The 14,006-nt window shown below is 65.5% G+C and carries 8 protein-coding genes; 2 read left to right on the top strand and 6 right to left on the bottom strand.

From position 1 onward, the window contains the following. The first annotated feature begins 6 nt into the window (after positions 1–6). The gene (locus tag U1H82_RS06165; RefSeq protein WP_322964043.1) at positions 7–1,317 is read left to right on the top strand and encodes an alpha/beta hydrolase family protein; all 1,311 of its coding nucleotides are present in this window, start codon (positions 7–9) and stop codon (positions 1,315–1,317) included. 194 nt (positions 1,318–1,511) lie between these two features. Here U1H82_RS06165 and U1H82_RS06160 read toward each other — a convergent pair whose 3' ends face one another. Beyond that, positions 1,512–3,860 (bottom strand): glycoside hydrolase family 31 protein, encoded by a 2,349-nt coding sequence (locus U1H82_RS06160; RefSeq protein WP_322964042.1) that lies wholly within the window; start codon positions 3,858–3,860, stop codon positions 1,512–1,514. A gap of 138 nt (positions 3,861–3,998) precedes the next feature. Between U1H82_RS06160 and U1H82_RS06155 the strand changes: the two genes are divergently transcribed. After that, a complete protein-coding gene (locus U1H82_RS06155; RefSeq protein ID WP_322964041.1) occupies positions 3,999–5,285 on the top strand; it encodes an MFS transporter in 1,287 nt (428 codons plus the stop codon). Between the two features lie 7 nt (positions 5,286–5,292). On the opposite strand, the gene manD is transcribed toward U1H82_RS06155, so the two are convergent. The 5 genes from manD to U1H82_RS06130 form a co-directional block, all read right to left on the bottom strand. Next, positions 5,293–6,501 (bottom strand): D-mannonate dehydratase ManD, encoded by a 1,209-nt coding sequence (manD, locus tag U1H82_RS06150; RefSeq protein ID WP_322964040.1) that lies wholly within the window; start codon positions 6,499–6,501, stop codon positions 5,293–5,295. Between the two features lie 77 nt (positions 6,502–6,578). Next, entirely contained in the window at positions 6,579–8,321 is a 1,743-nt protein-coding gene (locus U1H82_RS06145) for a methyl-accepting chemotaxis protein (protein WP_322964039.1), read from the bottom strand. A gap of 167 nt (positions 8,322–8,488) precedes the next feature. Further along, positions 8,489–9,562: a DUF2332 domain-containing protein gene (locus tag U1H82_RS06140; protein WP_322964038.1), complete on the bottom strand. Its 1,074-nt coding sequence runs from the start codon at positions 9,560–9,562 to the stop codon at positions 8,489–8,491. A 93-nt stretch (positions 9,563–9,655) separates the two neighbouring features. After that, on the bottom strand, positions 9,656–12,679 hold the full coding sequence (locus U1H82_RS06135; RefSeq protein ID WP_322964421.1) for a TonB-dependent receptor domain-containing protein: 3,024 nt from the start codon (positions 12,677–12,679) through the stop codon (positions 9,656–9,658). A gap of 380 nt (positions 12,680–13,059) precedes the next feature. Further along, positions 13,060–13,995 (bottom strand): TauD/TfdA dioxygenase family protein, encoded by a 936-nt coding sequence (locus U1H82_RS06130; protein ID WP_322964037.1) that lies wholly within the window; start codon positions 13,993–13,995, stop codon positions 13,060–13,062. Positions 13,996–14,006 lie beyond the last annotated feature (11 nt).

Here is a 14,006-nt window from a genome sequence, read left to right as displayed (position 1 = left end):
GTGGCGATGCGGTTCCTGATCGCCATGATGGTCGGCACGACCCTGGCGGGCGCGGCGGCATCGAACGGCATCGCCACCACCCCGGACCTGGACGCCCCCGCCCGGCCGGGGATCGACGCACCGGAACTGGCCCGGCTGGGCCGTTATCCGATCGGCGTGACGAACAGCGAATTCGTCCAGCCGCGCCAGGCCGACCCGCTGCACGGCGACGAGCGACCGGCGATCGCCGACCGGCACCTGCCGCTGACGATCTGGTATCCGGCGGCCGGGGCGGGCAGGGGGATTGTCTATCACACCGCCTTGTCGGGCGAAGATGGCCGCGACGTACCCTTCGACCTGCCCGGACTGGCGACCGCCGACCTGCCGGTCGCGGCGGGGCGTTTCCCGCTGGTGATCCTGGCCCATGGCTATGGCAACAGCCCGGCGGTGCTGTCCTGGCTGGGCGAGAATCTGGCGAGCAAGGGCTATGTCGTCGTCGCTCCGGCGTTTCGCGATCCGCCGATCAGCATCAGGACCGATGCGGCACGGGCGGGCCCCATCACGCGGCGTCCGCTGGACATCGCTTTCGTCACCGCCGAAGCGCAGCGCCGCGCGGGTGCGCGGGAGGGAATCTTCGCGAGCGTCGATCCGGAGCGGACGGCGCTGATCGGCTATTCGATGGGGGGTTACGGCGTGCTGACCGTCGGCGGCGCGCCGCTGAACCCGCGCATGGCGGATTTGAGCCGGGGCCTGTTGGCGCCCTTCGCCGCCGGTGGCGCACAGGCCGATGCGCTGCATGCCAAGGGGGTGAAGGCGGTCGTCGCCATCGCACCGGCCGCACGCTTGAGCGGTGTGCCGCTATGGACGGGAACAGGGGCCGGGGCGGTTGCCGCCCCGACGCTGTTCATTGTCGGCGATCGGGACCGTGTCGTCGGCTATGACGCGGTGCGTGCGCTGTTCGAGGCACCCGCACCGGCCGCTCGCTATCTGCTGACCTTCCGACAGGCGGGGCATAGCATCGCCTTGACCGGCGCGCCGCCGTCGATGCGGACCAATTACTGGAACTTCGACTGGTTCGAGGATGCCGTCTGGCGCAAGGACCGGCTGTTACCGATCCAGGCGCATTTCATCACCGCCTTCCTCGATCGCTATGTGAAGGGAGACCGGGCGATGGAAGCCTATCTGGATGACCTGACGCCGGATTCCGATGCGGGGCGCTGGCCGGACGCACCGGTCGGTCGGGTCGCGCGCTATAGTCCCGGTCCACCCGCGGCGACGGTGTGGAAGGGGTTCCAGCCGAGCCGCGCGATCGGCATGCGGTTCGACTATCGCCCCTGACGGACGGCCGCTCCGGTGCAGGCTGGGGTCTTTGTCAATCTCACCGCGTAAAAACCGACCGATGACATGAGATAGCTTCGTCATTGCGAGCGCAGCGAAGCAATCCGGTGTCCGGGCAAGACGCTCTGGATTGCTTCGCTACGCTCGCAATGACGCATTGGACCATCGCACTCCAGGCGCGCCGGTCGTTTCGTTCAGGCGACCTTGGGGGTCAGGAAGGCCGGGAAGGTCGCCGTATCGACGGTGACGGGATCGCCATCGACCACGCGGATATCGATCGCCGGCGAGGCGGGGCGATAGGCCCCCTCGCTGGTCGCCGACAGCGTCCGCCCATCCGGCCCCGCGCGCAGCTCGAACCGCAGTTGCAGGCCGCCTTCACGCCAGTCGGCCTGTTCGCCATCATCCAGGAACAGCTGGCTTGTGGCGCCGTCCCCGGCCTTGCCGAACACCCATAGCGTGCAGGTGTCGCCGCCATCCTTCGGCTCGGCGGTCGGCAGGATCGCGCCACTGCGCACGAACAGCGGGAGATGGCCGAGCGGGGCCGCGACCTGCACCGCCGCGCCGCCCTCATGATGGCGGCCATCATATAGGTCGTACCAGCCGCCGGGATGCGCGGGCAGATAGACGCTGCGTTCGGTGTCGCCCTGTTCCAGCACCGGCGCGACCAGCAGGTCGGGGCCGACCATGAAGCAATCGTCGATCGCCCGCGCGCCCTGGTCCTGCGGGAAGTGATAGAAGAGCGGCGTCACCACCGGCTCGTCCGTCGTCGAGGCGCGCCACATCTGGGTGTAGTAATAGGGCATCAGCCGACGCCGCAGCAGCATCAGGTCGCGGATGCGGTCGGTGACCTCCGGGTGCATCCAGGGTTCGTTGACGACATTGTTCGCCTTCCAGCTGTTCATCACGAAGCGCGGCCACAGGCAGCAGAATTCGACGAAGCGGCAGAACAGCTCGGCATCGGGCGTCGGTCCGTGGAAACCGCCCACGTCATGCCCGGTGTTGAACATGCCGGTCAGGCTCATGTTCAACCCCTGTGCCAGGTTGAAGCGCAGCGTCTTCCAGGCGGTCTCATTGTCCCCCGACCAGGTCTGGCCATAGCGCCACGTCCCCGCATTGCCCGCGCGGGTAATGACATAGGGGCGCTTGCCCGGCGCATGGGCGGTCTGCGCCTGGTGCGAGACCTTCAGCATCAGCATCGCCTGCGCGGCGCGGGCCAGGATCTGGGGAAAGGGGCGGCCGTCGCCGTTGCAGACCGCGTCCTCGTCCCAGATCTCATATTCGTTATTGTCGCTCCACACCGACGCCATGCCATAGTCGAGCAGCGCGGTGGTGATCCCGTCATACCACCAGTCCCGCCCCGCCGGGTGGGTGAAGTCGACATGATAGCCGAGCCCGTCCCAGAATTGCGCGACCGCAGGCTGGTCGGCGGCGCTGTCCTGTACCAGGAAACCGCCCTGTTCGGCTTCGTGAAGCCGGGGGTGATCGTCGAGCAGGCAGGGCTTCAGATTGGCGACCGGCACCATGCCCGCATCGCGCAGCGCCTTCAGCGTGCCCACCGGATCGGGAAACTTGTCGCGGTTCCAGTTGAACGCATAACGACGCCCGTTGATCGACGTATAGCCCGACCCGAAATGGAAACTCTCGCACGGGATCGCATGCGCCTTGCACTCCTCGATGAACGCGGCGACCCGCCGCCCGGCATCGGGTGCGTCGAGGATCGTCATCGTCGTCAGGCCGAAGCCCAGCGACCAGCGCGGCGGAAAGGCCTGGCCCCCGGTCATCCAGGAAAAACGGCGAACGACATCGGGCACCGACGGCCCGGCCAGGACATAATAATCCAGGTCGCCGTCAACCGCCGAATAGGAGCGGAACGGCCCGTGATAATTGTCGATCGTGCAGCCCAGATCGACATCGGCCACCGCCAGATTGTCATAGAAGATGCCGTGCGCGCCGTGATCGCCATCGACGACGACCATCGGCACCATCTTGTAGAGCGGATCGCTGACCTCGGCATCGTAACCGCAGGGATCGACCGCATCGATGCGGAAGCGGCGGCCGGTCCGGTCGAGCGGACCCGATTTATCGCCCAGACCGTAATGGCGCTCGCCCTCTTCGCGGGCCATGAAGTGGCGCAGTTCGTTGGTCTTGCGCGACACGAAATAGGCCTGGGTGGGGCGATCCTGAAGGAAGGGCACGTCCTCGCCCGCGCGCAGCCAGGCGATGCCGAACGGTTCGAGCCGGACGCGCGCGGTCAGACCGCCCGGCGTGGCGATGGTGACGGCGCCGTCGCTTTCCCGAACCTCGGACGCAGGCAGGGCGAAACCCGACAGGTCGTCGCGCGCACGCCCTTCATAGCCCGGCTCCAGCCCGCCCGGCGCAATCGACCAGCCGCGATCCAGGCGATAGCCGTCCGGCCGACGCAGGACGACGCGCCCCACATCCGCCTCCACCAACGCGATGCGTAGCTCATAGCCGAGGTCGAGGTCGAACACCGCCCAAGAGGCATCACGTCCCCGATACACGGCCTTGGTCAGCGCCTTCATCATCCTCTCCTAACCGCGCCCCAGCGCTTGTGACTTCCATTTTGGTCATACCAGTATGGACAGCAAACGAATGAAGGTCTAGACCAAATGCGGAGAGGCCAAGGCAGAACATAATATATGCGAGAGGCAGCCGGAGCAATGAACCGCGAGGGGGGATTCCGCCGGGGACGAATCCCCAAGCTGCGATGGTGGATCGTCGGCCTGATCTTTCTGGGGACGGTGCTCAACTATGTCGCCCGCAACACGCTGGCGGTGCTCGCGCCCGAATTGAAGATCGAACTGGGGATGAGCACGGCGCAATATTCCTATGTCGTCGGCACCTTCCTGATCTCCTACGCGATCATGCAGCCGGTATGCGGCTATGTCATCGACCGTGTCGGCTTGCGCAAAGGCTTCGCCTTTTTCGCGGCGGCCTGGTCGATCGCCAATATCCTCCATGCGCTGGCGGGCAGCTGGATCGAATTGTCGCTTTTCCGCATGCTGCTCGGTGGGACCGAGGCGGCGCTGGTGCCTGCGGGCATGAAGGCGATCACCGCCTGGTTCCCGATGAAGGAACGGTCGGTCGCGACCGGCTGGTTCAGCGCAGGGACGGCCTTCGGCTCGGCGATCGCGCCGCCGCTGATCTTCGCTATCACCCTGTTCGGCAGCTGGCATTGGGCGTTCGTCGTGACCGGCATCGTCGGGCTCGGCTGGGCCGCCTTGTGGCTGTTCTTCTACGATGCGCCGGACCGGCACCGCGCGATCACGGCGGCGGAGCGCGCGCATATCCTGACCGGCCGTGTCATCGCGCCCGCAGGGGCGGCGGACGTGCGGGCCATCGTCACCAGCGGACGCTTCTGGCGGATCGCCATCCCGCGCTTCTTCGTCGATCCGGCCTGGCAGACGCTCAATTTCTGGGTGCCGCTCTATCTGGCGACCACGCATCATATGGACTTGAGCCGCATCGCGATGCTCGCCTGGCTGCCATTCCTGGCGGCCGATCTGGGCGCGGTCTTCGCGGGCTATCTGTCACCCTTTCTGGTCCGCAGGTTCGGGATCACCGTCATCACCTCCCGCGTGGCTGGCATATCGCTGGGCGCGATGCTGATGATCGGGCCGGGATGCATCGGGCTGTCGGCGAGCCCCTATGTCGCGATCGCGCTCTTCTGTGTCGGGGGCTTTGCCCATGCGATGATCTCCGTGCTGCACACCACGCTCAGCACCGACATCTTCCCGCAGCGCGACGTCGCGACGGCGGTGGGGTTCGTCGGGCAGATCGGCTGGGTCGGCGGCGCGGTGTCGACGCTGGCGATCGGGCAGGTTGCCGATACGATCGGCTTTGCACCGATCTTTGCCTGTCTGTCGGTCTTCGATCTGCTGGCCGCCGCTATCCTGATCGCCGGGTTGAGGCATTTGCGGCCAGCGGAGCAGGAACCGGTGGCCTGAAGGCCGCTCACCAGTTCCAGAGCGTTCCATCCTCCAGCCGTGCGATCGGCAACTGGCGGGGCTCATAGGGATATTTGGCCGCCAGGGCCTCGTCGATATCGACCCCGTGGCCCGGTGCCTCGCCGCAATGGAGGAAGCCGTCGGCGAAATGATAGTCATGCGGGAAGACGGCGTCGGTTTCCGGCGTGTGCTTCATATATTCCTGGATGCCGAAATTGGGCACCCAGCTATCGAAATGGATCGCGGTGCCCAGGGTGACGGGCGACAGGTCGGTGGCGCCGTGGCAGCCGGTGCGAATCTGATAGAGGCCCGCCAGATCGGCGATCCGCCGCAAATGGGTTACGCCGCCGGCGCCGACGATCGTCGTGCGGATATAATCGATCAGCTGGTTCTGGATCAGGTCCTTGGCGTCCCAGATCGTATTGAAGACCTCCCCCACGGCAAGCGGGGTCACCGTATGCTGGCGGATCAGCCGGAAGGCCTCCTGATTCTCGCCAGGGGTCGCATCCTCCAGCCAGAAGAGCTGATAGGGCTCCAGCATCTTGCCGAGGTTCGCCGCCTCCTGCGGCGTGTAGCGATGATGCGCGTCATGCAGCAGATGAAGATCGAAGCCATATGTTTCGCGCAAGGCGTCGAACAGCTTAGGCACATAGTTGAGCGCCTTGCGCGTGTCCCAGCCGGTGACGCTGGCCAGCGCGGCGTTGGCGGGTTCATAGACCATCGTGCTGCGCGATACGCCATAGACATTCTCGACGCCGGGCAGTCCGGTCTGTGCCCGGATCGCCTTATACCCCAGATCGATATAGCGCCCGACCGCATCGACGGTCTCGGCGATGTCGCCGCCATTGGCATGGCCGTAAACCATCAACCGGTCACGGCTCCGGCCGCCGAGCAGGTTGTAGAGCGGCGTGTTCAGCGCCTTGCCCTTGATATCCCACAGCGCCACGTCGACCGCCGCGATCGCGCGCATCGTCACCGGCCCCCGCCGCCAATAGGCGCCGCGATACAGCAACTGCCAGATATCCTCGATCTGCCGGGCATCCCGCCCGATCAGAAGCGGGCAGACATGGTCCTCCAGATAGGAGACGACGGCCTTTTCCCGACCGTTCAGCGTGGCGTCGCCGATCCCGTAAATGCCCTGGTCGGTCACGATCTTCAGGGTCACGAAATTGCGCCCCGGCGCGGTGACGATCACCCGTGCTGCAACGATCTTCATTTTGCCCCTCCTCATATTGGTATTACCAATATGAGGAGGATAGGTCTTAATGTCTAGCGCACGCCTGGGTGGCCCGGTCAGGAGGCGAGCCGCATCCTGGGGCTTGGTGGTGCGGCAAAGCCGGGATCGACGTTGAAGCGCATGACCGAGGAGACGAGCGTACCGCATTCCTTGGCCAGCATGGTGGCGGCGGCGGTGGATTCCTCGACCATCGCGGCGTTCTGCTGGGTCACCGCATCGATCTCGCCGATCGCGATGTTGACCTGGCTCAGGCTATGCGCCTGTTGTTCGGACGAGCGGGCGATCACGTCGACCACCGCGCTGACGTCCGACACCTTGCCGATGATCCGGTGAAGCGCGTTGCCGGTCTCGTCGACCAAGACCACGCCCGACTTCACATGCTCGATCGCCGACAGGATGCGCGCCTTGACGTCGGAGGCCGCGTCGGCGGAACGCTGGGCAAGCGCACGGACCTCGCTGGCGACGACGGCAAAGCCCTTGCCCGCATCGCCCGCGCGTGCCGCCTCGACCCCGGCGTTGAGGGCGAGCAGGTTGGTCTGGAAGGCGATGCCGTCGATGACCGTGATGATGTCGACGATCTCGCGGCTGGCCTGGTCGATGCCGTTCATCGCCACGATCGACTTGGCGACGATCTCGCCGCCCTTCTCGGCCTCGCTGCGTGCCTCGGTCACCGCGCGATTGGCCTGGCCCGCATTGGCCGCGCCGTCGCGCACCCCTTGCGTGATCTCGCCCACCGCGGCCGCCGTCTCGCGCAGGCTGGCGGCCTGCTGCTCGCTGCGCGCCGAGAGATGGTCGGTGGCCTGGCGGATTTCCTCGATGTTCGTGCGGATCGCGCCCGCGCTGCCGCGGACATGGCTGGTGAGGCCAGCCAGGTTCTGGACCGCGTCGTTGAAGTCGTGCGCCAGCTGATGGAAGGAGGGCGGCACGTCGGTCAGCCGCACGGTCAGGTCGGCCTGGGACAGGCTGTGCAGCCCCGCGCCGATCGCCTGCAATGCGCGTTCGCGTTCCTCGTCGTCGCTGACCTTGGCCTTGGCCGCATCGCGAAAGACGACGACGGCGCGCGCCATGTCGCCCAGCTCGTCGCACCGGGCGCTGTCGGGCACGTCGATATCGTTGCGCCCGCGCGCCAGGTCGGCCATGCGCCGGGTCAGCGCGGTGATCGGCCGGGCGATGCTGCGGCTGAGCAGCATCTGGAGCGTGACGGCGATGCCGATCAGCATGATGCCGCCCAGCACCAGGGCGACGATCGCGGTGGTGATCGCGCGGTCCTGCAAGGCGGCATTCTGCGCGATCGCGGCGGTTTCCTGGTCGCGCACGTCGCGCAGCGGCAGGACGATGGCGCTGGTCAGCACCGCCTTGCCCGCGTCGCGCACCGCCTGTTGCGCCTCGTCGCGCCGTCCGGCCTTGACCCATGCGGTCAGCCGGTCGCTCCATTGCCGTCGCCAGCGCGTCGCCTCCTCGCGCGACTTGACGACCAGCGCGGTCTCGGCCGGGTCGGTCAGCATTGGAATCAGCTCGCGGCTGGTCGTGTCATATTCCTTGCGCGCCTCGTCATAGGATTTGAGGTAACTGGTGTCGCCCGTCACCAGAAAACCGCGCAACTGGCTGTTCTCGCGCAGGATCGAGGTCTCCAGCGTCAGCGCCTTGGCATAGACCTCCTGCGCATGGTTGTTGCGCGCCGTCGCGCTGCGGATCTCCCAGATGTTGACGAAGAACACGATCGTCATGACCGCCGCCGACAGGCCGATCACCAGAAATGATACACCCAGCTTCTTGGGGATGTTCATGTTCGCAAGCATGATGACGTTTCTCTCAGCAAGGCAGGCGGCCAGACAAAAGGGTCAGAAGTCGACGCGGAGGAAGGCAGGCATCTAATGGGCCATGACGGATTTTGTTGGTGTGATCGGTATGATTTGAGGGTTAATTATGCATGAAATCAGCCCCCTCTCATCCACCGCGATGGGATTTACGGGCCCAGCCATTCGATCCACGCGCCATAGGGATGACAATGGGCGAGCACCCGGTCGCGACCGTCCGGCCAGGACCGCAGGCGCAGCTCGACGCGGGTTCGGGCATCGTCCCATTCGAAACCGATACAGGCAAAGGGCCGCGCGTCGGTCGCCGCCCGTCCGGCATGCGCCACGGTCGCTTCGATTGCCGCCCGGTCCCCGGCGCCGACATATTGCAGGACCATCGAATGCAGGACGACCCGGTGGCGATGATCCGTGGCGGGCAGGGCGAGTTGCGCCGCCAGCCACGACGCCGCATCCCCCGTATCGAGACGCGGGGGATGCGCCCGCGCGATCGCCAGCGCCCGGTCCAGGCGCTCGCTGCGTTCGGGCTGATCCGCGAAGATGAAGGAGGCCAGCCGCTCGCACGCCGCCGGATCATTGACGTCAAGCGGATGGAGGTCGACGCCGCGTGCCGCGTGGACGGTCACCGGTGCATCGGGCGGGGGGACGCCGCGCCATAGCGGGGCGATCCGCACCGGCGACTCCGGCATCCCGGCGCGCACGCCGCCCAGATCATAGGCATAATGCGCCAGATTGAGGTTGAGTCCGGCGCTCGCCCCGATTTCGAACAATTCGAAGGCGTGACCATAATCACGCGCCAGCACCATCAGGGCGGCATGGAGCGCCGCGGCGCGGCCGATCTCGTTGGTCTGGGGAACGCGCAGCAACCATTCGACCAGAAATTCGTCATGGCTCGCCAGCGCCAGGGCGACGGCTTCGTCGAAGCGGCGATGTTCCCCGGCATATAGGGCGGCGAGCTGCGGCTCGGCACCGCGCCTTGCCAGCGCGTGAAGCGCGGCATTGATCCGCATCGCGATCGCCGAGGCGGCGGCGGTATTGCCCCATGACCGGATCAGGGCGGCGCTGAGCGGCGCCTTGTCGAGCTGCCGGTCCACCGCCGCCAGCAGGTCGGCGACGAAGGGGGTGCCGATCGCCCGCATGACCAGCGACTGCCGGTACAATTCGCTCGGCGAAGCGGTCGGATCATCCGAACCCGGATACATGGTCTTGGAACGCTCCGGCTGCACGGCTCGCCTATGACGCCGCAAGGGTAAGGATGGTCATGCGCACCGGGACGACGGGAAAGCCGGTCCCGGTGCGCATCACCGTGTCAGGCAAGATCAGAAGTTGAAGTTCGCGCCCGCGCTGAAGCTACGGCCGACGAGACCCGCATAATGCCAGCTGCTCAGATAGTTCGGATTGCTGGTATAGGCGGCCGATGCCAGCGGAGCGCGGGCATTGGTCAGGTTCTGAATGCTGAAGAAGAAGCGGAACTGATCGTTCACCCGCACCGCTGCGTTCAGATCGGTATAGATGAACGGGCTGATATAGCACTGGCTGTTCAGCGCATTGCTGCACGACAGGTCGATCACGCCGTTGACCGGGGTGATCCCGTCGGCGGCAACCTGCTTGATCCGACCGACATAATAGGTCGTCGAGGTCAGCGAGAAATTGCCGAGTTCGATCGTGTTCTGCCAGTTGCCACGGATGCGCGGCGTGCCACCGCCCGAGGACAGCTCGTACGGCCCCAGCGTACCCGCATATTTCTGCACCACGCCCGCTGGCGTGACCAGATCGAGGCGAAGCACGCGGGTCACGTCGACGCGGCTGATGAACTTCACGCCGTTGGCAAGCTGGACGTTCGCATTCGCCTGCACGTCGATGCCCGAGCTGACCATGTAGTTGGCGTTGACGTAAGGCACGTCGAACACCAGCAGGCGGGGCAGGGCGTTCGGATTGACGGGGTCGGCGCCGTCGATAACGTTACAGCGATAGCCGGGGCCCACCTTGGCAAGCGCCGCACAGCCGTCGGCCGCATTGGTCTGGCCATAATAGGCCGCGATCGCATCGGCGCGCAGCGGTCCGGTGACGATCAGGTTCGACTTGCGGATGTTGTAATAGTCGACCGTGAGGTTCAGCCAACGCGCCGGGTTGACGATCGTACCGACGGTGAAGCTGCGCGACACTTCGGGCAGGATGTCCGGGTTGCCCTGCGCGCCGCTGCCAATGTTGTACGAGGTCGTATAGGCCGGATTGCCCGGATGCGCCGCGACGAAGCTGGCGGGCGGCGTAAAGGTCGAGAAGCCCGAATAGCTGCTGGCCGGGTTATATTCCGCAAAGGTCGGCGCGCGGAAGCCTTGCGAATAGGTGGCACGCAGCGAGAATTCGCGGACCGGCGTGAACTTCGCACCGACCTTCGGCGAGAAGTGGCTATAGCCTTGCGAATAATGATCGTAGCGGCCCGAGACGTTCAGGTCGAACGACCGTGCGAAGGGCGCATCGATTTCGAAGAACCCGGCGGTCACGGTCTGGCGACCCTGGGCCGACGAGGTGTTCAGGTTGTAATAGGACAGGTCGACATTCTGGTTGCGGTTCATCAGCGTCTCGCGACGGACCTGGAAGCCCGCACCGACGTTGAGGTCGCCGCCCGGCAGTTCCATCAGCGACTTGAGCAGCGAACCGCCGATCGTGGCCACCGTCGAATAGGACGGGGTGGTGCGATCTGGCGAGATCTGGTTGCGCACCGCCGCCGTGTTCTGCTCCGGATTGACGAAGTTGTACGCGCCGGTGTTGATCGCGTTCAGCAGGCCCTGAATGTTGATGAAGCCGTGCTGCGTGATGCTCAGATTGTCACGCGCATAGACGCCGTTCAGGCGGAACTTGAAGCCATTGCCCAGATCGCCCGAAATGCCGCCCGTCGCGCGGAACACGTCGACATAACGGTGGCTGCCCGCCGGGATGTCGCCGAACAGGTAATAGATGCGCGCGGCATTCTGCGTCGGATCGGCACCTGCCACGGCATAGGGGTTGTTCGGGTTCAGACGGCGATCCGCTGCGGTCGCGCAATTCACGCCCGCCGAGCAGACATACATGGGCAGGACGATGCCGGGGCTGCTCGACGACAGCGCGGCCGAACCACCGAACGGCTGGGTTTGGCGGATGCCCGCCGGGGTGCCGCGAATATCGACTTCGGAATGCGAATAGCTGCCGCTGGCAAAGGCTTCCCAGCCCTCGGCAAGGCGGACGTTCAGGCGCGCCGTGGTCGAATAGCGCTGCTGGCGCGGCTGGATGATGCCATATTCGTCGGGCAGGTTGTGCTTGCAGCCGGTGCCCTGGGCCGCGCCCGAGGACACGGTAAAGGTGCCGAAGGGGCAGGCGCCGGGGTTGAGCAGGCGGTACTGGTTGGTCAGCGGTGCGCCGACCTGGCCCGCCAGCGGATTGTTGAGATCGCTCTGCGTGACGCGGGTGACGACCGCCTGCGGGTTGGCGGCGAGCAGCGAGTCGTCGTTGCGGTTGCGGTCGGTCAGGCCGCTCGGACGCAGGTCCAACGTGTTGAACGGATAGCCGCGCGAGTTGTTGGTGATGAACCCGTCATAGGTATATTCACCGTTGACGTAGAAGTTGAAGCCCTGCTCGCGATAGTCGCCGATACCGGCGGTCAGCGTGGCGCGGTAGTGCGAGCCATCGGCCTTTTCGGTGGTGCCGCCCTGGACCGAACCCGAAATGCCCTGGACGTTCTTCTTGCTGATGAGGTTGACCACGCCGCCGATGGCGTCCGCGCCATAGGTCGAGGATGCGCCGTCCTTCAGCACTTCGATACGCTCGATGGTGCTGAACGGGATCGAGTTCAAATCGACATAGGCGTTATGGCCATCGTCGTTCAGCGGGAAGTTCGCCGAGCGGAGGCCGTCGATCAGCACCACGGTCGACGAGACGCCCAGGCCGCGCAGCGACACCGCCGCGCCACCGGCCGAGAAGCCGTTCTTGAAGCCGGTCGAGATCGAACCCGCGCTGTCGGCGGACACCGAGCGGACGGCCTCCTGCGCGGTCGTGATGTTCGCGCGCTGGAGCACATTGGCGTTCAGCACGGTCACCGGCGAGATCGAGCTGGCGTTGGAATCGCGGAACAGTGTGCCGGTGACGACGACGGTGGCGCCTTCGCCCGAATTGGCGGCCGCAGCCGGTGCGGTGGCCTGCTTGACCGAAACGTCCTGGTTCGCTGGCGTTTGCGATGCCGTGCTCTGATCGGTGGTGTCCGCGGCCTGGGTCGGCGCGGCCTCCTGCGCATAGGCCGGAGCGGCGATCGCGGTCAGCAAGGCCGCCGTCGAAATCCCGAGGCGCAGTTTACCGAACGCGGAAATCATCGAAGTCACTTGGCTATTCCCCCTCTGACGCAGCAGCGACGTTCGTCGCCGGTATGAGACCCGCCGTGATCCGGCTCTGCGATGGGTGGGGCGCCTATCATCGGCAAAGTTGCCGAGAAGTTAAAAATAACCTGTGGATTATGGTATGTTATGTAATTTTGAGTTTTTTATTCGAAATGATGGATGGAGTATGTAGTTGGTTTTGCGGATTTGTTGCGGAACGAAGAATGTTGCTACATCGTCGGAAGCGTTAAAATACTATTAATTGGGGTTATTCGCGCATCGGGACGAGCGGGCAAGTAACGCATGGTCTTTCGGCTGATGCAGCCAGAGCCGGGTGCGCCAGCATCTCCGGTGGAGAAGATGCTGGCGCGACGGATTCATTCGGCGGCTTCGAGCAGCGGCTCCGGCTTCAGCGCGCGACTGGATGCGCCATTGAGCGCGACGGGCACCGATCCCGCAATGGTCGCGCGGCGCAGGTGGCGCTTCTGTTTGCCGAAGTCGGCGATCGCGCGGTGCTGTGTCGCGCGATTGTCCCAGATCGCCACATCCCCCGGCTGCCAGCGCCACCGCACCGTGTTCTCGGGCCTGGTGATCTGGTCCTGCAGGATCTGGAAGACGCGGTTGGAATCGTCGCGGTTGAGGCCGACGAAACTCTTGACGAAATTGCCGAGCAGCAGCGCCTTTTCGCCCGTCACCGGATGGACGTGCACCACCGGATGCTCCGTCTCATAGACGGTGGAGGCGAAGACCTCGCGGTGGCGGCGGATCGCCTCCGATGAGGCGTCTTGAATGGCGGTGGCGTAATCATAGGCATTGGTGTGGACCGCGCGCAGATCCTCGACCAGCGCCTTGAGCGCGGGGGGCAGGCCTTCATAGGCGGCGACGGCATTGGCCCAGAGCGTGTCGCCGCCCGCTGGTGGGATTACCAGCGCGCGCAGGATCGAGGCGGCGGGAAAGGCGGGGAGGAAGGTGATGTCGGTATGCCATAGCGACGCCGCTTCCCCCTCGCGCGAGTTGAGTTCGAGCAGGAAGCGCGACCCTTCCGCCACCGGCACGGTGGGATGCGCCAGCGGCTCGCCCAGCCGGGCGGCAAAGGCCTCGTGCGCGTCGTCGTCGAGCTGCGTCTGGCCGCGGAAGAAGATGACCTTGTGGCGGACGAGCGCCTGTTTGATGGCGTCGACGGTCAGGTCGTCGAGATCGCCCGACAGCGCGACGCCCCGGATTTCGGCGCCGATCCGCCCCGCAACGGGCACGATGTCGAGCGGGCTCTGGGCGTCGGCGGCATTATAGAATTGGTGCTGGATCACGGTCATGTCACACTCCT

The organism is Sphingomonas fuzhouensis (genome assembly GCF_034659795.1).
In the GTDB taxonomy this organism is placed as follows: domain Bacteria; phylum Pseudomonadota; class Alphaproteobacteria; order Sphingomonadales; family Sphingomonadaceae; genus Sphingomonas; species Sphingomonas fuzhouensis.
This window is presented reverse-complemented; position numbering and strand designations above follow the sequence as displayed.